Origin of the sequence: Bradyrhizobium prioriisuperbiae (assembly GCF_032397745.1) — a bacterium.
Lineage (GTDB): Bacteria > Pseudomonadota > Alphaproteobacteria > Rhizobiales > Xanthobacteraceae > Bradyrhizobium_A > Bradyrhizobium_A prioriisuperbiae.
Genome location: NZ_CP135921.1, coordinates 1,219,551 through 1,238,553, shown reverse-complemented (window position 1 = coordinate 1,238,553; position 19,003 = coordinate 1,219,551). Strand labels below are relative to the sequence as shown.

Here is a 19,003-nt window from a genome sequence, read left to right as displayed (position 1 = left end):
CGATGAAGCGCGAGGGATCGCGATCAAGCTATTTTCAGCAGCGCATTCCGGCTGACCTGCGGGCACGGGAGCAGTCCACAAGACCTTCGAGTCTGGCCTTGATGATCAGCGCTGTATAGCGCGAGAAGGACCGGCACAAAGTGAGCGTTCCGCCCATCACGTAAAAGCCATCCTGTCGCGTAGCGCAAAACATGTTGCAGAGTTCACCATCCGCTCCGATACCCCAGATCGGTCCGACGCGGTCAGCGATCTCATCGCCCAACAGCGCTCGCACGGCCTCCTGCAGGGGTTTATAGCCCGTGGCCAGCACGAGCAAATCCAGGTCGAGAATCGATCCGTCCGAGAAAACGGCCCGCTTTCCTTCAAGGCGTTCAAGCGTGACGCCCGACTTCAGTTTTATCTTGCCGTCTGCAATGAGGTCGGACGCGCCCACGTTGAGGTAATAGCCGCCGAGGCGCCGCAGCAACTTCAGGAAGAACCCGGTATCGTCCTCGCCGTTGTCGAGCTCAAAGCCAACTTTACGCAGGCGGTCGAGTAGATCATGGTCGTCCTCTGCCATTCGTCGGCTGAGGGGTCCGTGCAGGCGACGCACGAGATCGTAGGGTATCGAAGCGCTCATCAGGTCGATATCTTCGATCGGCCGCACTCCCTCGTTGCGCTGATACAATTCGTACGCCCTTGTGGAACTTGGCTCGACGCTGACCACAGTTGTCGAAGACCTCTGCAGCATCGTGACATGTGCGCCACGCAGATGGAGGTCTTGGGCGATGTCGTGACCACTCGTGCCAGCCCCGACGATAAGTGCCGACTTGCCCAGTGTGTCGATGTCGTTGGTCTGCCCGCTCGAATGAATGACAGTACCTTCGAATTCGTCGAGCCCCTCAATTCCAGGAATGTTCGGGAGTCCGCTGACGCCGACTGCCAGCACAACGTGACTCGGTCGCATTACGCGGATGCCGCCCTCGGGCGTTCGCAACCGAGTGGTCCAACGCCCGTCGGCGTAATTGGCACCGAGGAATTCTGTTCGCGCCCAGACGTTGATTTCCATGGCGTCTGCATAAAATTCCATCCAGTTGGCGAGCTTGTCCTTCGGGATAAAGACAGGCCAACTGTCCGGAAACGGCATATAAGGAAAATGGTTGGTACAGATCTCGTTGTGTAACGTGAGCGAGTGATATCGCTTTCGCCAGACGTCGCCGATCCGTTCATCGCGGTCCACCACCAGCGCGTCGACGTCCAGATGCCGCAACCGTGCCGCCAACGCGAGCCCCGCCTGGCCAGCACCAACGATTATGACCTCCGGATCCCTGTCACGATATGCAATATCCGCCTGACGGCGGTCTAGCCAGTTGTCCGAATTGCCTTCCACGGCTCTCGCAAACGTTCGGTCACGGTGACGGCCGCGGCGTTCGGGAAAGCCCTTGAGCTCAGCCATGGCTGTCAGGAGGGTAACGGCTAAGTATCCGGATTCCTCCGTGCTGTCCGACTGGGCGAGCCGCAAGTATCCGCGCCCATAAGCAAGGTCGGTCTCAAAAGTAAAGAAGCCTTCGACCGTGGCGCCGAACTCGCCGAGTTGACCCTGCGTCGCTTCACCTCGAAAACGAAAGCTGCGAGGGCGTTGCTTTCCTTCGACCCCGCGAAGGCCGCGCTCGATCTGGAAAGTTCCGTGGAATGTTCTCAACTGCCACGACATCGCAAGGAGGTCGCGCCAATAGCCGTCGGGATGGAAGAGCGTCGCGAGATCGGACAGGTCGCCGCGATTGAGCATCGCCTCAAAATCGGCGAGCCAGGCAGCAACAACTCGATCTTGGTTGGCCTTGGATATCTCAATTGTGCTCATACAGGCGCATCCTCTTCTTTCTTGGTGTTTTTTGATTCGCTTCGCGGGCGAAGCAGGTCAGACCGAAGCTGGCACGGGTGACGCAAGCTCGACCTTCGAAGCGCTCGCATACCGATATGGGCCAAGGCCGAAGACAAGGGCGACGGCCACCATCAGCCCAACGGCGAAAGTGAGAATCGCCGTGCCATATGATCCGGTTTGGCTCTGCGACAGACCCATCAAGAATGGCCCCAGCCCACAGCCGATGTTGAAAGCGGCGAACATATAGCCGTAGATCGTTCCGAACGATCGCATCCCGAAGTATCGCGAGATCAGGTACGCCAGCAGATCGATCTCGGCGCCCAGTCCCAAGCCGATACACATTGCCGACATCACAGCCGTCATCGGAGACGTGGAGATTTGGAGCAGGCCGATGCCGAATAGAATAACTAACAGGAAGAAAAGCGTAACGTAGGGCGCAAAGATCTTGTCCAGCAGGTAACCCACGATCAGGCGGCCTATGATCAGAGCCAGCCCCGCCGAACCGACGGCGCTCGTCGCCAGTTGGGGATTAACGCCCGCATCCGTCAGTATCGGCACGATATGCGCGATCACACCCGCACAAGCCATGACCATCGTCAGAAAGATAATGACAAGAGACCAGAACTGACGCGAATGGGCAGCCTCCTGGGCGCCGAGGCCTTCCAATTGCAACGGTCCCGTGCCGGCTCTTGCGGGCTCTTTCAACAAAAGCAATGCCGCTGGAAAGCCCACCGCGAACACGATCACAGCAAGCGCGAGGTAGGTGTTGCGCCAGCCCACACTTGTAATGAGCGCTTGGGTTACCTGCGGGATGATGGCCGCTCCGAGACCCACGCCTGCCATCGATATGCCGAGCGCCAAGCCTCTTTTCGCGTCGAAGCAGCCCGCGACGGATTTCGCGTAGGGTAGGGGCGTCTGCCCCGCAGCGAAAATACCCAAGACGCCATAGAAAAAGAGAAAGCCGTACGCCGACGATGGCGAAAGGGACAGTGCCGCGATCGCCAGTGCGAACAGGACGATGGCGGGCAGCACGACCGGGCGGACGCCGAAGCGATCAACAAGGCGGCCCGCGAACGGCGTGAAAATAGCGGTGGCTGTGAAGGCGATCAGGACCGCACTGGAGAGGGTCGCCCGATCGGTTTCGAACTCGTCGGCGAGCGGCTTGATCAAGGATCCGAAGCTGAATTGAACGATCGGACCGTTCGATACCATCAAGCCCAAGTTGGCCCCAACGACGCTCCACCATGCACTTTTTCCTAGTGGTAACATTAAATCTATTTCCGCCCGTTCTTGGCATTTTGTTCTGTATTTCAGAATTAGATTCCATTATATGAACAATAAGATGCGTGGTCAATGGATCGAGGCGGGTCAGCGCGTGCCCTCGCGTCCGGGGCGCTATTCCCCTGCGGATTTGCGATACGTTGCAGCTGATTGCCCGCGCGCTGATGAGGAACGTAGAAGTCCGGGCACAATCAGGTTCGTTGTGAGGACGTTGGTGACTGTTCGATGAAGCTTGATCGCCAGGCCGGAACTGGGAATGACGCGCGAAGCGGAGCCGTGCCAGGTGTCGACAAAACCCTGACGAAAGGGTTGCTTCTCCTTGAGGCCATCAGCCGGAGTGAGCGATCACGTGGGGTCTCGGATCTTGCGAACGAATTGTCGCTCACACGGAGTAACGTACATCGACTGCTGCAAACACTGATCGCGAGCGGCTTCGTTGCCCGAGACGCCGGAGGCGACCGCTACGTGCTGACTTCCAAGTTGTGGCGTCTCTCCCGCATGCAGCGCCAGCAGAACACTCTTCTCGCACTGGTCCATCCCGTTCTGAGCGAACTTGTCGTCGAGACTGGCGAGAGTGCATCCTTCGCAATCGTCGAGGGCAAGAATATTGTGATGATAGATCAGGTGGAAACCCCACATACCGTTCGTGTTTTTTATTCCGTTGGCGACACGCACCCTGTCGACCACGTGCTTTTGTCCGGGCGGGGAATCAGCGCGCTCCAATTGGTCGTCTATGCATTCCGGCCAAAGGACGAGGTGCGGCGCGCGTTGGAGACAATCTCGCAGGAGCTGGGCTATCCGCCATCCTACGTCACGGAACAGATGGCGCGTATCGAGATGGTCCGTCGCGACGGACACGCCCTTGTGCAGGGGGAGTGGGTCGAGGACGCAAATGCCGTCGCCGCTGCTGTAACGGGCAGGGGAGGGGATCTCGTAGGCATCATGGTCAGCTTTGGGCCTGCACACCGAATGCCGCCTGCAAAACTCGAAGTCATCCGACAATCAACTTGTGGGGCGGCTGTCCGTCTCAGCGCACAGTTCGCCGGCTGAAGCTGTTCTCCGAGGCTGACCTGGCATTGAACAGCCCGGTAACGTGCCTCTGCGTACTTTCGCCTGGAGCGACGTTTGCTGCGATGGACTTTGATCCCCTCCGGTTCGCTGCCTTGCTGGGTCGCGATCTGGGTAGGCGGTTTTCGTTCGTCCGAATTGCAGCGACAGGATTCGGTGGAGACTAAAACTGATCCGTATTCCAAAGTAGCATCGCCCAGGCGCGGTTGATGGGTGAAGGACCGCTTCGCCAAGTGTAGATTTCGACGTGTGGATTTTGAAGCGCAGATTCTGAGTTGGATTTGGAATGGATTCCTCCGCATTGCCCGACATCTCCATCCTGATGCCCGTCTACAACGAGATCGGTACCATCGCTGACATCCTCCGGATCGTGCAGGCGGCGCTGCCGGGTGTCACCTAGGAGGTTGTCCTGGTCGATGACGGTTCGCGAGACGGCACCCGCGACTGGCTGTCGCAGCATTTCGACCCGACGGTCGAGGGTGACGGTGTCGCGCTGGCAGCATCACCTGGGCGCACGGTGTCCGCTGAATGCACTGTCCGCGTCATCTTCCATGCGAAAAACAAGGGCAAGGGCGGCGCGATCCAGACCGCCATGCGGACCGCGACCCCGCGAGGTGCTGGAGTCGCTCCATATCACCGCGAACGATTTCGGCTTCGAGGTGCAGATCAGCACGCAGACCGCGCTGGCGCAGAAATGGCGGATCTACGAGATGGGCATGCATTATTACGGGCGCACCTATCACGAGGGCAAGAAGATCAACTGGAAGGATGGTCTTAAGGCGCTGTGGTATCTGGTCCGCTATCGGATCAGTCCTGGAAACTGATCGAGGGGCGCGGTGATCATGCAATCGGGGCGTCTTGACGATTTTTACAGAGGCAAACGTATCTTGGCGACTGGCGGGGCCGGGTTCATCGGATCGCATTTGTGCGAGCGCCTGCTTGGCCATGGTGCAGAGGTGCTGTGCGTCGACAATTATTTCACCGGATGTCGCGCTGGCGGCGAGTGGCGGGCCCCGTGGTCGCGCTGCTGATCTCGTTCAACCTGGTGCAGTTCAACGGTTACGTCAGGGGCTGGCTGCCGCACAACAACGCCACGCGCGCGGACTACCTGGGGTTCTGGACGTGGACGCTGCATTTGCCATGGGCGCCATGAGCGGCGTGCCCTGAACGTTAAACCAGATCGAAGTCGATCAGTTCGAAGCGCCGCGGGTGGAATGCGTCCCCGCCCGGTGTGAAGGCGCGGGTGATGAGGGTCACCGGCGAAGGATGCCATCGCTCGGGAATTGAAAACCCCGGCGGCCGTATCAGCGCCTCGTTGAAGCCGATATAGCAGAACTTCGGGTTGCGGTGGCTGTGGCAGGCGGCAGCGATCAGGGCCCGGGTCGTCGCGGACGAAATCGGTTGGCCGCCGGCCGGCAGGAAGCCGCATAGCATGGTGAAGTCCAGCCCCTTGATCTTGTGGCTGCACGAGATCGCGATCGCGTCGTCGCTGACGTGAAGCGCGAAGCGCGTAATTGGGCTCCGCAGCCGGCGCAGCAGCGAGGGGCCGTTCCATATCCGTCCCCCGGCGGGGTGGGAGACGAAACGATCGAGCAGCGGCAGCACCTCCTCATCGCGTAGCGTATCGACCGGCGCGCTCAGGTTGATTGCGTGCCGCCGAACCGGTGGCGCAAGTCCGGCGCGGACGCTGAGCTTGCGGATCGTCCGGGTCTTCATCAGGCGCGGCGTGACACTCATCGAAATCGTGTTCGGCACACCGTAGATCGCATCGAAGCCGGCGGCCGCGCCGAACTCTATGACCTTGCGACACAATCGGATCGTCAGTGGGCCGCTGCGGTGTTCCGGTAGAATGAAAAAATCCACCACCAGGCCGAACAGCCTGCTGTGTCCATCGACATCCATCTCGTAGGGAACAAGAACCATCTGGCCGATCTTGCTGCTCTCCTTCAGGGCGGCCACCACGACGGCCGCGTGATGTCCGGAGCGATCATACAGCCACCGCAGATATTGGCTGTCGTGAGGATAGCCTTGCGGGAAAGCGCGCTCGAGCAGCGACACCGTCAGGTCCATATCGGTGCTCTGCTCGACACGGATGGTGACGTCGTTGCCGGCGCCGCGCTGTTTCCGGTTGTCGACGGAAGATTCATCTGCGATCGCAATGGCAGGTGAGCGCACGGTATCGACGCTGCGTGGCGCGGCGAGCATATCGAACGATCGCTGTTTTACCGACATCCCGCGAGACTCCATTCTTGCAGCAAGTGGGGGATTGATTGTCAGGGCACGTCTGTGTCGCGCGCGAGATTCTGCGACACGATGTTCGCAGTTGCCAGAGCGTCGATGTGAATTCGCTGCATAGGGTAAAGGGCGGAGAGTTAACGGGTTCATCACGCGGCATGGATTCACGCGAGAGTGAGCGCAATCGTCACATGCGTTGCATTCGTCCTTCGTAATTTACTTACGCGCGACGGTATCTCGCTCATTTAAAAGTACGTCAGAGGTCGATCAATCCCCAGGCGATGCACTTCGCGACGGCGTGGGTCTTGTTCGTCGCATCAAGTTTTTTCAGCACGCCCTTGAAGTGCCATTCTACCGTTTCTGACGATATGTGCAGAATGTCGGCGGTGTCCTGCACGGTTTTGCCACGTGCTGCCCAGCTCATGATTTCACGCTCGCGCGGCGTCAGGTGAACGGGATGCGCGATGTCGGCGGCACGAAAGAAGGGTGTCGCGTTGCGTTGGTCTTGCCGAACCACGTCGATCGCTCTTTGAATCCAGTAGATCATGATGAGATGCAGCTCGTAGCCGTGGCGAGAAAACAGCTGTTGAAACCAGCGCGGCTCATCTTCCCAGAAGAATACGGTGGAGCTGGAATGGGTGGCTCCGATCCGGTCGCGGTAGTGGAACGGCACCACATAACCTTCCTTGAATCCGAACTCGCGCGCCGCATCCATCATCTGGACTTCCGGCGGCTTTCGTCGTCCCAGGATCGGCGGCAGCTTGAGTGAGCTCCAGTGGAATGGCGTGTTGCTCCGGCGAACCTGGGCGAGGGCCGGATCGATATGAACGAATCCGTACTGCAGATACGTCTGCTCCCACGCCGCCGCATGAGTGCCCGTGTAGTAGGGAACATCCAGCTCAGGCTGGCCGGCATCGATGAACGTGAACGCGGAAAATCCGTAGTCTTGAATAATGCGGTGGAGCGTGTCCCGCAGCTCGCCGATCGTCTGGCAACTTTCTATTGCGGCAATTGATTCCTCGATCTCCATCGTCAACCCCCCGAAACCCGGGGTACCGCGGCAAAGCCTTCTGCACCCAAACTGCGCCATCCAAGGGAGCGAAGGAATGCACGTCCCCCTCGAACGGTATCATGCAACGATCGTGAGGGAATCGAGAAACCCTCAATTGGTCGCAAGCCTGCTGCGGCTGCGCCGGAAGCTGTTTGTCGAGGAGTGCGGCTGGGAGCTTGCCAGCCGCGGCGGGCTGGAGCGGGACGAATTCGATACCGGCCTGACCGAGCATTGCCTGCTCTTTCGCGATGACAAGCTGATCGGCGGTTTCCGCGCCATTCGAACCGATCGGCCGTATCTGTCGGCCACGATCTTTCCGCAGCTGGCAACAATCAAGCCCTATCCACGCCGGCCGGACGTCTGGGAGATCAGTCGCTTCGGCGTGCTGCCGATGGCCAGGCGGCTGGAAGCCGCCCGGATGAATTACGCGCTGATGTTTCGCTTCGCGCAATTGCGCCTGGCAACGGCTCTGGTGGCGACGGCGGAGCCTCCGTACGAGCGATTTTTGGCCAGCCTCGGCATTCGATCGCACCGCTTCGGTGTGCCGCAAGTCATCGGAGCCGATCGCGACGGTTGCGACATTATGGCCGTCGCAGGCGAGATCCCGATCAACCAGCAGGATGGCGATCGCCGCTACCATGCGTTGAAGATCATGTCTGATAAACTGGAGGTTGAAGATGCTGCATATGTTTTCGGACGTGCGCTCATTTCGGCGTGATCCGCTCGGATTTCTGCTTCAGAAAGGCAATGCCGCCCCGCTGGGACTGGAACGGCTGCATCTTGGGCCGAGCCCGGTCATGCTGGTGACTGATCCGGATCTGATCAGGCCGATCCTCAAGGCGCCGGAGCATCTCATCGGCAAAGGCCGCCTGATCAAGAAACTGACGCCTGTGTTCGGCCGCAGCTCGCTGATGCTGCATGGCGACGAGCACAAGCGGCGGCGGGCTGTTCTGCACAAGCACATGGCGCGCGGCAATGTGGAGCGATACCTGCCGCAGATGTGCGCGGAAATTCGAGCGGTGGGGGCCCGGATCGCAACCGCAGGTACGTTCGATCCGCAGAAATATACCGCGGCGCTGGCATTGCGCACCATTTGCATCGCCGTTTTCGGCACGCAAGTGATCTCGGGCGGTGATGAGCAGGCGCTGGTCAGGGCCGTTGGGTTGATCGAAGACGACTTGGCGGACGATATGTTTCGTGCGCTGCCGATCGGGCCGGTCGGATGGCTGCGCCGCCGCCGGCGACGGACGTTCGCCAAGCTTGCAATGTCGACGGTGGTACAACGTTTACGCGAGTGCGCCATGAAAACCAGCGCGCTGCGCGATCTCGAAGAGCTTGGCCTGTCCGACCAGGATCTGCGGGACGAAATTCTGACCTTGCTGCTTGCGGGCCATCATACGACGGGGACGACGGCGGCCTGGGTCTTGTACCACATGGCGGCTCGCCCCGACTTGGCGGAGGCGATCGCGGAAGAGGCTCGCCGGTGCAGCGATCCCAATGGCGAACTGCGGATCGAAGAGGTCAAGCGGGCGGATATCAGCCTCAATCTGGTTCGCGAGGTTTGCCGGCTCTATCCCGGGGCTTGGTGGTTTTCGCGCGAGGTGCTGGCGCCGACGCAAATCGGCGGTCGGGATCTTGCCAGAGGAACTTCGTTGCTGATTTGTCCATGGCAGATGCAGCGCGACCCTCGCTTCTGGGAACGTCCCGACGAGTTCGACGTCAACCGACGATACTTCGGCGACGCCTATATCCCGTTCGGTGCCGGCCCGCGGGCCTGCGCCGGGATGGGGGTCGCGATGCTGGAGCTCCAGCTGCTGGCGCTCGAAATGGCCGCAGCCTATCGTTTCGTTGGCGTCGCTCCCAACCCGGCCCCATGGCCCAAGGCCTCGGTGACGCTTATTCCACCTCCCATGGCGATCCGGATCGAGGTAAGACAGGGAATAGCCAAAGAGAAAACTGCGGCTTGATTTGTTTATTCATTTGAAAACGCTCGTATTGCTTGAAGTGCTCTCATTGCCCGAACCGTTCGTATTGCTCGTATTCGATTAGAGAAAGTGAAAATGCCTGATGTATTTTTTCGGAGGCAGCATGTCCGATAGAGATCGTGTTCTTAAACTTGGTGTGCATATTCAATCGGCGATGATGATCGCTTCCCGGCTGAATCTTGGGTTCTTGAGGCAATTGTTGTCGATGGCCCTGCTGGAATTGATCGATTCGCGTCCTGAATTCGATGAGGCCCGGGCCGATCCGGTGACCAATCGAAAGAGCTTCAATTCCGAAAAGTTCACGATTGTGGGCTCCTGGGATTGGGATCTGGTCGCCGATCGCATTTATGCCGACGCCGAGGTGGCTGAGCTGTTCGGCGTGTCGACGCTTGACGCCGAACTCGGCGCGTCCATCGAGGCCTTCCTGCCCCGCATTCTGCCCGAGGACGTCGCCCGAGTGACGATGTTGATCGATCGGGCCAGGCGGACCGGCGGCGCGTATCGAGCGACGTACCGTCTGGCGTTGCCGAACGGGGACCTGAAGCACATTCTCGCCGTGGGGCGCGTCGTGCAGGATGGCGAAAAGCGAGCCATCCGCTTTCCTGGTACCGTCATCGAACTGGAAAGTGGCGAGGGGACATCCGAGCACAGCGCCAGTACGCTGGCCCCGAATGAACCCGAAGGCCTTCCGGGCAGGCCGCGCTGGCGAATCGAATAGCCGGATCGTCCGTCCCGGCCTGCATCGCGGCGCAGCAAGTCATGCTGCGGCGCTCCCATTCGCTTGCCTGACCATCCTAATCTTTCAAGCGGGGGAACCGGGGAAATGGCCGCGCGTTGACGTGCAACTTCCGCAAAGAGGAGTGCATCGTCATGCGCGATGAGAACAAAAACTTTGGTCGCGACCCCCGCTATCTCGATCTGGTCGCTGTGATCGTCCTTGCCGCCTTCGTCGGGATGTCGCTGATCCTGATCAATCGCGGCTTCGCGATCGAGCCGATACAGACGGCCGGGGTCGATCAGTACGTGCGCTGGTGACACCAACCGGTGACTGACGGAGCATGGCATGGCCGGCGATAACGAACCGCCGAGATTGGGCAACGCTCATCTGACCGTGATGGCCTTCGCCATTCTGGTGGCAGCCATCGTGGCGCTGGCGTTTGTCACGACATTGAATCGGGTCGACGTCAAAACTGCTGCGACCGATCAGCCGCCGGGAACGACAGGGCTGGCCCGTCCGCATCCGCCGCTGCAGCGCGCGCCGGGCGAACCGACGCGAGAGTCGACGAGCAGATAGCGTTTTGAGCAAAAGCCGGTCATCGTCGTATACCGAAGGAAGCGGCGCGGGATGATCCGCGCCGTCTCGTGACAGTGTCTAGGCCGCCCGTACGACATCCGGCTTGAGATGGGCCAGCCGCGGCATCACTTCCTGACTCAGCAGCCGCAGCGAGTTGTGCCAGGCCTCGGGCTCGTGCTTGTAGTCGAACCCGAACACCAGCAGCGTGCCGAAACCGCCGACCTCCTGATAGATTTTCTCGATCTTGTCGGCGACGGTCGTAGGTGAACCGACGATCCAGTTGCGCTCTGCGCAGTACTTCACCGTCACGTCGCTGTCGGGCACATCCGGTGCATGCTTGAGATAGTCCTTGAAGCCGAAATGCCCGAGCAGCGGCAGGAAATACTCGCCCATCATCCGGCCCATCATGTCACCGACCGAAAGTTTCCAGGCTTCTTCGTCGGTTTCGGCGACGCAGACTTCGCGCACCAGCCGCCAGTCCTGCCGGTTCGGCTTGCGTCCGGTTTTCGCAGCACCCGCCTCGACAGAGTCCCAGTGACTTGAGACATAGGCCGGGTTGAGGTTCAGGCTCATCGGAATGAAGCCGCGTTCGCCCGCAAGCTTCAGGGTGTCGGAGTTCTTGCTGAGACCGGCGACGCCGATGGGCGGATGCGGCGCCTGTACCGGCTTGAGATGCGGCTTCAGGAAGTCGAACATCGTATCCGGCTTGGTCACCGTCCAGTACTTGCCGGTGTGGGTGAACGGCGCATCTTCGGACCACAGCCGCAGGATGATCTCCAGCGCCTCGCGGGTCATGTCCCGGTTCTGTCCGGACATGCCGTCGACATTGAACATCGCCCAGTCGCTGGGAAGGCCGCTGGCGGCGACGCCGAAATTCAGGCGGCCGCCGGACAGATGGTCGAGCATCGCCACGCGGTTCGCGAGTTCGGCTGGGTGGTGATAGGGCAACAGAAAGCCGCCTGGGCCGAGCCGGATGTTCTTGGTTTGCAGGAAAGCCTGGGCAAGCAGGAGGTCGGGCGCCGGATGCGGTTCCCATGGTGCGGTATGATGCTCACCGATCCAGGCTTCCTTGAAGCCGAGCTCGTCGAGCCAGCGAAGGACTTGAAGATCCCAGTCGTGGCCTTCCTTCAAACCGCACTCGGGTGGATGCGAAGGCATGGCGAAGTAACCAATGTCCATGTCGTTTCCTCTCGTCATTGCAACGCGTCTTGCTGCGCGTTGGAGACGAGACTAGCAAACGATTTGTCGTCGCGCATACATGGATCGCTGATTGTTGCCTACGGTAATGGAACCGAGCTCCGCCTGATTGCCGGATGCTCTCGCCTCACTCCCCGTATGTCCGAATCCGCTGAAGATCGTCGACGGTGTTGCCGAGCAGGACGGTGGCTGCCTTGTGAGCGGCGGCGCTGTCGCCGGCGCAGATCGCCTGCATCACCGCGCGATGCTCGGCAAGCGCGCGGGCGCGATGGTCGCCGATCGCCGCGATGGTAAAGCCACGGCGCAACAGGATCTCCAGCATCTGGGCGATCGGCCAGAACAGCTCGTTGCGGGTGGCGATGTAAATCGCCTTGTGGAACGCGATATCGGCGTTCACGAATTCGTCGTTGGTGGTCGCCGCCGCCATTCCGTCCATCGCCTCGGCGATCGCGCTGCGATCGTCGGGGGTCGCGGCGGTTGCGGCGAGGGCCGACGCCGCCGGCTCGACCGCATTGCGCAGCTCGAACAGCTTCTGCAGATAACTGTCGAGACTTGTGGTCGCGAGCCGCCAGCGCAGCACGTCGGGGTCGAGATGGCTCCAGAGCTCCGGAGGCCGCACCCGCGTGCCGCTTTTGGCGCGGGACTCGATCAGGCCTTTGCCGGTGAGAATGCGCATCGCCTCGCGCACCACCGGTCGCGAGACATCGAACATCTGGCAGATTTTCATTTCGGACGGCAGTTGCTCGCCGGGGCCGATTTCGCCGCGGACGATGGTGGCGCCGATCTGCTCCGCGATCTGGCTGTGGATGTTGCGCACCAAATGCGCGGATGTCTTCAGCATGGTGTCCTGTGGTCGAGAATGTCCAGCAGTCCCGCAAAACGCTTCTGGCTGGCCAGAATCTCAGTGAGTGCCGTCGGGGCGCTTGCTCATTCTCCGAATCTGGTCTTACATTAAGGCTAGATGGGGCGGATCACCACCCATCTTTTCAAAAGCAGGCGCCAGACCTGCCTTCGGAGGAAAGCCATGCCCGTATTCCTGTCCCGCCGCACGGTGCTGAAAAGCTCGGCCGTGCTGGCCACCGGTCTCGTCGTTTCGCCTGCGATCATTGGTCGCGCCACAGCCGCCACCATGAAGATGAAGGTGTCGTCGTCGCTCGCCAACGACCCGAAATATGCCAACGGCCGCGTCTACTTCGACAACCTGGTCAAACAGCTGAAAGCTACTGGTCTCGACGGGCAGATCGAATTGGCGTTTTTCCCCGACAACCAGCTGGGGCAGGAAATCGACGTCATCAATTCGGTGAAGCTCGGCGTCATCGACATGATGCTGTCCGGCTCCTCGATTTCGGCGAATCTGGTGCCGCTGGTCGGCACCTTCGACCTCGGCTATCTGTTCTCGAGCTTCGAACAGCAGACCAAGGCATTCGATGCCGGCGCCACCAAATCGATCGAAGCTGCGCTGCTCAAGGGCGCCAACATCCGTGTCATCGCCTGGGCCTATAATTTCGGCTCGCGCAGCGTACTGGCGAAAAAGCCGGTCAAGACACCGGAGGATCTCGCTGGTCTCAAGATCAGGACTTTGCCCAATCCCGTCATCACCGAGTGCCTGCGCCTGATGGGGGCCGCGGCGACGCCGCTGGCGTTCGGGGAGATCTATACCGCCCTGCAGGCCGGTGTGCTCGACGGGCTGGAGCATGATCCGCCGACGGTTGTGTCGAGCAAGTTCTTTGAAACCGCGAAATTCTATGCACTGACCAAACATAACTTCTCGCCGCTGGCGGTGTACTTCAGCGAAACCACGTTCGGACGCATGGACGCGAAGTTGCGCGAGGGATTTGTCGATGCCGCGCAAAAGGCGGCGGCCGATACCCGCGTGCACGGGCTGGCGGTCGAGAAGGAAGCACTCGACGTTCTGACCCAGAAAGGCGTCACCATCATCGATTGCGACCGCGAGGCCTTCCGCAAACGCGTGTTGCCGCAAACCGACAATTTCGTGAAGGCGCGGCCGGAGGCCAAGCCGATTGTCGACGCCATCCGCGCCACCCAAGCCTAGGATCGTCTCTAATGGCCGGCGATATCGCGCTCACCGGGCCCGTCGCGCGTCCGGCGACGAAGGTCCTGCTCACGTTAGCCGACGCGGTGGCGGCGGTGCTCTTGGCCGCCGATCTTGCCGTTGTGATCGGCTCGGTGCTGCTGCGCTCGCTGTTCAACGCACCGGTGGAATGGGCCGACGACGTCGCGCGTGGCCTCATGGTCGGATCGAGCTTTTTCGGCGCGGCGAGTGCACTCGCACGCGCCGAAAATCCCGGCGTCGCTTTCTTCATCGACATGGCGCCTGGTGCCGTCCGCCGCGTGGTCGACGCGGCGGAGGCGCTGCTGGTGTTCATCGTCGCGGCCTATGCCGCGCTCAACGCTTTGAAGCTCGGCTGGCTCACCACCGGACAGACCACCGGCTCGGGATTGCCGCTGGAATGGACGTTCTATCCGATGGGGGCCGGCGGCCTGTTCATGGCGGTGTTCGCGGCCGATCTGTTTTTGCGCCGTCCGACGCGCGACATTGCGGCCGGGCTCGCGCTGGTGTTGGCCGTCGTCGCACTTTACCTGCTCTGGGATGCGGCTTCGCCCGAGACGGTGCCTGCGTCACGCACCCTGATGCTGGCCGGCTTTGCGCTGACACTGGTCGGCGGCCTGCCGATCGGGTTTGCGCTGGCGCTTGCGGCGCTGATCTACATCTGGGCCGAGGGCACGCTGCCGGGAGTGATCTTCGCGCAGCAGATGGCGCGGGGCATCGACAATTTCGTGCTGCTGGCGATCCCGTTTTTCATCCTGGTCGGCTACCTGATGGAAGCCAACGGGATGTCAGTCCGCCTGATCGAGTTGCTGCAACGGCTGGTCGGGCGCATGCGTGGCGGACTCAACGTGGTGATGGTGATGTCGATGGTGCTGTTCTCCGGCATCTCGGGGTCGAAGATGGCCGATGTCGCCGCCGTGGGCTCGGTGCTGATTCCGGCCGCGCGCAAGTCGCGGCAGAATCCCGGCAATGCCGTGGCGCTGCTGGCGGCGTCCGCGGTGATGGCCGAAACCATCCCGCCGTGCATCAATCTGATCATCCTCGGCTTTGTCGCCAATCTGTCGATCGGCGGCCTGTTCATGGCGGGTCTCCTGCCGGCCGGCCTGATGGCGGCGGCGTTGATTGGTGTGTCGATCCTGTTCGGCACCAAGGCTGCGGTAACCGCGGAGATCATTCCCGCGGGCTCGCTCAATCGCATGTGGCTGGGCGCGATCGTCTCGCTCGGGCTGATCGCGATGATCTTTATCGGCTTCAAGAGCGGGTTTGCGACAGCGACGGAAATTTCCGCTTTTGCCGTGCTCTATGCCATCGTGGTCGGCGCCGCCGTGTTCCGCGAGCTGTCGTGGGCGAATGCGGTGCGCTGCTTCATCCATGCGGCCAATCGCTCGGGACTGGTGTTGTTCATTGTCGCGGCGGCGCAGGCGCTGGCTTTTGTGCTGACGCTGCAGCAGGTGCCCCATGCGGTCGCCGACATGATGATCGAGCTGTCGCATTCGAGCGGCACCTGGATGTTCATCCTGCTCTCCATCGCGATCCTGATCGTGATGGGGTCGGTGCTGGAGGGCGCGGCGGCGCTGATCATCTTCGGGCCGCTGCTGGTTCCGGTGGCGGGGCAGCTCGGCATCGCGCCGCTGCATTTCGGTGTTGTGCTGGTGATCGCCATGGGCATCGGGCTGTTTGCGCCGCCGCTCGGATTAGGGCTCTATGGCGCCTGCCTGATTGGCAACGTGCCGATCGAGCAGACCGTCAAGCCGATCCTCGGTTATCTCGGCCTCCTGTTCCTCTGCTTGCTGTTGATCGCCTTTGTGCCGGCCATCAGCCTGTGGCTGCCGCACGCGCTCGGGTATTAAGGACGCCATGAAGATTCTTCTGACCCATATCCCGCAGGCGCGCGGGCAATATTATGGCGCGCGGGCGTTGGCCGCCTTGCGCGAGATGGCTGATGTTCGCCTGCACGAAGCCAGTGAGTCCCTTGCACCGGCGCAACTGGTGGCCGCGGCCGCCGGCATCGATGTCATCGTCGCAGACCGGCTCACCGCTGCTCCCGCCGAAGTGTTCCAGGCACTGCCCGAGCTGAAGGCGTTTTGTCGTGTCGCGGTCGATATTCGCAATATCGACGTCGCCGCGGCCAGTGCCGCAGGCGTGCTGGTGACGCGGGCGAAACCCGGCTTCATGACAGCGGTGGCTGAACTCGGGCTCGGCTTCATGATCGACCTTGCGCGCGGGATCTCTCGTGCCACTGGCGATTATCATGCCGGGCGCAAGCCCGAGATTCGGATGGGCCGCGAGCTTGCAGGGGCAACCGTCGGGATCATCGGTTATGGCGCCATCTCCCGTATCCTCGCGCCCATGGTATCGAGCCTCGGCATGAATGTCCTGGTGACGGACCCTTATGTGTCGATCGACGACGAAGGTGTCGAGCAGGTGGCGCTGGACGATCTGCTGGCGCGGTCCGACTATGTCGTCTGTCTCGCGGTGGCGACGGCTGAGACCGAGAACCTGATCGATGCGGCGGCGCTTGCACGCATGCGCGCTGACGCCTGTTTCATCAATCTGTCGCGCGGCAATCTGGTGGATGAGGCCGCGCTCGCTGATGCGCTGCGTGCGGGACGAATCGCGGGTGCTGCGATGGATGTCGGCCGCGCCGCCGATCAGATGCCATCGCCCGATCTCGCTGCTCTGCCCAATGTCATCGCCACGCCGCACATCGGCGGGTTGACTCCTGAGGCGGTGGAATCGCAGGCCTTTGATACCGTGCGGCAGGTGCAGGCGCTCTCGCGCGGCGAGGTGCCCGAAGGCGCCGTCAATGCGCAAGCATGGACGCGGCGCCGGGGCTGAGGAACGGTTACCCGAAGTGCGCGCCCGTTTCCGCTGGCGATAGCCGGATCAGCCTGGAATCATCGACAGCAGCCTGGCGATGCTTGACCGCCTCGCGATACACAGGGTCGCGCAGCATCTCGATGAAGGCATCGGCGCTCGGATATTCCGCGATGAAGACCTCGTCCCAACGTTCCTCGGCGGGGCCGATCAGCATGAACTGGAAGCTGCCGCGCCAGATGATCTTGCCGCCAAGCCTGTTGAACACCGGTCCGCTGTCGCGGCCGTAAGCCGCATAGGCTTCCGCGCCGGTCGCCTTGCGGCCATCCGGATAAGCCGCCTCACTGCGGAAGCGCACCAGATTGAGCATGTGGATTGCTCCGCTGCGCGGCAGGTCCCTGAACAGTTGATAACGCTCTTTTGACGGGTCGATATGGCCGGCCATCGTGTCCATCTCCCATTGCGGTCTTGTCGCTTGGACGACCGTAGTCCCGGCGGGAATTTCCCGCTATCCCTCCGTGCGCAGTCCCGCTATCGTGCCGCCGATTAGATGTAATTTCAGGAATTTCCGGAGCCGGTGGATGTCCGTTTTGTTCAGAACGTTGTCTCTCGCTGCTATGATGGCCGCGGCGTCGATGTCGTTGTCAATTTCTGTGGCCGCGGCCGCTGATGACATCAAGCTCAGCAGCAACCAGCGCATCTCCTGCGGCCGCGGATTGATGGCCGGCAAGCTGCAGACGTCGACCTGCCGCTCCTATGCCTACATCTTCAATTCCAAGACCACCGAATATTACAGGTGTGCGGCCTCGGTCACCGTGACCAAGGACAACAAGGACTTCATCCAGATCCAGACCGAAGGTGGCGCCTGCCAGAAGCGGGAGCGTCTGTTCCCCGGCGACTCCAGCTATTCCTTCGACGCGGCGGAGACCGAGGGTCCCAACACCAATTCGTTCTTCGGTCCCGGCGGTTTCGTGATCTGGGTCAGCGAGAATACCAAGCTTGCCGCGAAGGCCTGTTTCTCCATCGCCATCGGCGGCAACCAGCCCGATGTGCAGCGCTGCGTCGACATGAAGTTCGAGTAGTTGCGAACAGCTATTCGGGCTTGATGCCGGCGAACTTGGCGACCTTGCCCCACTTCTCGGCTTCGGCCAGCACATAACGGCCCATGTCCGCCGGCGAGCCGCCGGCCGGCTCGGCGCCGAGTTTGCGCAGGCGCGCCGTGCCGTCCTCCGATTTGATGAAACGTTCGACACTCGCATTGAGCTTGCCGATGATTTCCGGCGATGTTTTTGCAGGCGCGGCGATGGTGAACCACGACTGGGCTTCATACCCCGGCACGCCGGCTTCGGCGATGGTCGGAATATCAGGCATCAGCGGCCATCGCTTGGCGCTGGACACGGCAATCGGGCGGATGGCGCCCGATTCCGCGAACGGCTGCGACGCCGGCAGGTTGTCGATGGTGAGATGGATGCGGCCGGCCACCAGATCGGTCAGCGACGGCGCGCTGCCTTTATAAGGTACATGCACGATATCGACCCCGGTCATCGACTTGAACAATTCGGTCGAGACATGCGCGGTGCTGCCGAGCCCCGGCGTGCCGTAGAAATAGCCGCCCGGCTTGCCCTTCGCGAGCCGGACGAATTCTTCCACTGTCCTCACCGGCAAGTCCGGTGTCACCGAAAACAGGTTCGGCACCCGCGCGATGATGATAACGGGATCGATATCCCGGATCGGGTCGAACGGCATCGCCTTGTAGACGAACTGGTTGATGACATGAGTGCCGGGCGTGCCGACGATGAAGGTATGGCCGTCGGGATCGGCCTTGGCGACATAATCGGCGGCGATGTTGCCGCCGGCGCCCGGCTTGTTCTCGACAATGAACTGCTGGCCGTAGTCCTCCGACAGCTTCGCCGCCGTCACCCGCGCCAGGATATCGGTGGTGCCGCCGGCCGCGAACGGCACGATGAAGCGCACGTTCCGGCTCGGCCACGGCCCGTCGGCCCACGCCGGTCGCCGCAGCAGTGCCGGCGAGGCGACCAGGGTCGCGGTGGCGGCGAGGAGCGCGCGCCGGGTCGGGCGCAAGGACAGGCGGGCGGGTGTGCGCTGGGACATCGTTTCCTCATGCTCGGATGGCGAAGCCGGT

20 protein-coding genes and 2 pseudogenes are annotated in these 19,003 nt (G+C 61.4%); 14 read left to right on the top strand and 8 right to left on the bottom strand.

The window, feature by feature from the left end; translation table 11 throughout:
- Positions 1-34 precede the first annotated feature (34 nt).
- Both RS897_RS05805 and RS897_RS05800 read right to left on the bottom strand, forming a co-directional pair.
- Positions 35-1,840, bottom strand: a complete 1,806-nt coding sequence (locus RS897_RS05805) for an FAD-dependent oxidoreductase (protein WP_315835636.1) — start codon at positions 1,838-1,840, stop codon at positions 35-37.
- 57 nt (positions 1,841-1,897) lie between these two features.
- Complete coding sequence (locus RS897_RS05800) at positions 1,898-3,073, bottom strand: MFS transporter (RefSeq protein ID WP_315838535.1); 1,176 nt, start codon at positions 3,071-3,073, stop codon at positions 1,898-1,900.
- Positions 3,074-3,367: 294 nt separating this feature from the next.
- Between RS897_RS05800 and RS897_RS05795 the strand changes: the two genes are divergently transcribed.
- From RS897_RS05795 to RS897_RS05780, 5 genes and pseudogenes are all read left to right on the top strand, one after another.
- Positions 3,368-4,192, top strand: coding sequence for an IclR family transcriptional regulator (locus tag RS897_RS05795; RefSeq protein WP_315835635.1), 825 nt, complete (start codon positions 3,368-3,370; stop codon positions 4,190-4,192).
- Positions 4,193-4,619: 427 nt separating this feature from the next.
- Positions 4,620-4,805: pseudogene (locus RS897_RS42240) on the top strand (hypothetical protein); the annotation flags it as partial.
- A 19-nt stretch (positions 4,806-4,824) separates the two neighbouring features.
- Positions 4,825-5,034, top strand: a complete 210-nt coding sequence (locus tag RS897_RS05790) for a hypothetical protein (protein ID WP_315835634.1) — start codon at positions 4,825-4,827, stop codon at positions 5,032-5,034.
- A gap of 18 nt (positions 5,035-5,052) precedes the next feature.
- Positions 5,053-5,202, top strand: a pseudogene (locus RS897_RS05785) (NAD-dependent epimerase/dehydratase family protein); the annotation flags it as partial.
- Positions 5,172-5,363 carry a hypothetical protein gene (locus RS897_RS05780; protein WP_315838952.1) on the top strand — a complete coding sequence of 64 codons (192 nt, stop codon included), beginning with the start codon at positions 5,172-5,174 and terminating at the stop codon, positions 5,361-5,363. The pseudogene RS897_RS05785 and the gene RS897_RS05780, both read left to right, overlap by 31 nt.
- Positions 5,364-5,380: 17 nt before the next feature.
- Here the strand turns inward: RS897_RS05780 and RS897_RS05775 are convergent, their stop codons facing one another.
- Positions 5,381-6,442, bottom strand: a complete 1,062-nt coding sequence (locus tag RS897_RS05775) for a GNAT family N-acetyltransferase (protein WP_315835633.1) — start codon at positions 6,440-6,442, stop codon at positions 5,381-5,383.
- A 259-nt stretch (positions 6,443-6,701) separates the two neighbouring features.
- Complete coding sequence (locus RS897_RS05770; protein WP_315835632.1) at positions 6,702-7,475, bottom strand: helix-turn-helix transcriptional regulator; 774 nt, start codon at positions 7,473-7,475, stop codon at positions 6,702-6,704.
- On the opposite strand from RS897_RS05770, the gene RS897_RS05765 reads away from it, so the two are divergent.
- The 5 genes from RS897_RS05765 (at position 7,411) to RS897_RS05745 (ending at position 10,775) form a co-directional block, all read left to right on the top strand.
- Positions 7,411-8,214, top strand: coding sequence for an acyl-homoserine-lactone synthase (locus RS897_RS05765; protein WP_315835631.1), 804 nt, complete (start codon positions 7,411-7,413; stop codon positions 8,212-8,214). The genes RS897_RS05770 and RS897_RS05765 overlap by 65 nt on opposite strands.
- A complete protein-coding gene (locus tag RS897_RS05760; RefSeq protein WP_315835630.1) occupies positions 8,174-9,463 on the top strand; it encodes a cytochrome P450 in 1,290 nt (429 codons plus the stop codon). Before RS897_RS05765 ends, RS897_RS05760 begins: the two co-directional genes overlap by 41 nt.
- Before the next feature lie 121 nt (positions 9,464-9,584).
- Entirely contained in the window at positions 9,585-10,199 is a 615-nt protein-coding gene (locus RS897_RS05755; protein ID WP_315835629.1) for a PAS domain-containing protein, read from the top strand.
- Positions 10,200-10,351: 152 nt separating this feature from the next.
- A complete protein-coding gene (locus RS897_RS05750; protein WP_315835628.1) occupies positions 10,352-10,516 on the top strand; it encodes a hypothetical protein in 165 nt (54 codons plus the stop codon).
- 28 nt (positions 10,517-10,544) lie between these two features.
- Positions 10,545-10,775 carry a hypothetical protein gene (locus tag RS897_RS05745; RefSeq protein ID WP_315835627.1) on the top strand — a complete coding sequence of 77 codons (231 nt, stop codon included), beginning with the start codon at positions 10,545-10,547 and terminating at the stop codon, positions 10,773-10,775.
- Positions 10,776-10,853: 78 nt separating this feature from the next.
- Here RS897_RS05745 and RS897_RS05740 read toward each other — a convergent pair whose 3' ends face one another.
- Together RS897_RS05740 and RS897_RS05735 are read right to left on the bottom strand one after the other, a co-directional pair.
- On the bottom strand, positions 10,854-11,954 hold the full coding sequence (locus RS897_RS05740; RefSeq protein ID WP_315835626.1) for an LLM class flavin-dependent oxidoreductase: 1,101 nt from the start codon (positions 11,952-11,954) through the stop codon (positions 10,854-10,856).
- A 145-nt stretch (positions 11,955-12,099) separates the two neighbouring features.
- The gene (locus RS897_RS05735; RefSeq protein WP_315835625.1) at positions 12,100-12,813 is read right to left on the bottom strand and encodes a FadR/GntR family transcriptional regulator; all 714 of its coding nucleotides are present in this window, start codon (positions 12,811-12,813) and stop codon (positions 12,100-12,102) included.
- Positions 12,814-12,996: 183 nt separating this feature from the next.
- Here RS897_RS05735 and RS897_RS05730 point away from each other — a divergent pair, with 183 nt between their 5' ends.
- Genes RS897_RS05730 through RS897_RS05720 form a run of 3 tightly spaced genes read left to right on the top strand, consistent with a single transcriptional unit; the run spans position 12,997 to position 16,881 of the window.
- Complete coding sequence (locus RS897_RS05730) at positions 12,997-14,025, top strand: TRAP transporter substrate-binding protein (protein WP_315835624.1); 1,029 nt, start codon at positions 12,997-12,999, stop codon at positions 14,023-14,025.
- Between the two features lie 11 nt (positions 14,026-14,036).
- The gene (locus RS897_RS05725) at positions 14,037-15,893 is read left to right on the top strand and encodes a TRAP transporter large permease (RefSeq protein ID WP_315835623.1); all 1,857 of its coding nucleotides are present in this window, start codon (positions 14,037-14,039) and stop codon (positions 15,891-15,893) included.
- A gap of 7 nt (positions 15,894-15,900) precedes the next feature.
- Entirely contained in the window at positions 15,901-16,881 is a 981-nt protein-coding gene (locus tag RS897_RS05720) for a hydroxyacid dehydrogenase (RefSeq protein ID WP_315835622.1), read from the top strand.
- 7 nt (positions 16,882-16,888) lie between these two features.
- On the opposite strand, the gene RS897_RS05715 is transcribed toward RS897_RS05720, so the two are convergent.
- The gene (locus tag RS897_RS05715) at positions 16,889-17,305 is read right to left on the bottom strand and encodes a DUF1330 domain-containing protein (RefSeq protein WP_315835621.1); all 417 of its coding nucleotides are present in this window, start codon (positions 17,303-17,305) and stop codon (positions 16,889-16,891) included.
- Between the two features lie 136 nt (positions 17,306-17,441).
- Here RS897_RS05715 and RS897_RS05710 point away from each other — a divergent pair, with 136 nt between their 5' ends.
- Positions 17,442-17,942: a hypothetical protein gene (locus tag RS897_RS05710; protein WP_315835620.1), complete on the top strand. Its 501-nt coding sequence runs from the start codon at positions 17,442-17,444 to the stop codon at positions 17,940-17,942.
- 10 nt (positions 17,943-17,952) lie between these two features.
- Here the strand turns inward: RS897_RS05710 and RS897_RS05705 are convergent, their stop codons facing one another.
- Positions 17,953-18,972 carry a Bug family tripartite tricarboxylate transporter substrate binding protein gene (locus RS897_RS05705; RefSeq protein WP_315835619.1) on the bottom strand — a complete coding sequence of 340 codons (1,020 nt, stop codon included), beginning with the start codon at positions 18,970-18,972 and terminating at the stop codon, positions 17,953-17,955.
- Positions 18,973-19,003: the final 31 nt, after the last annotated feature.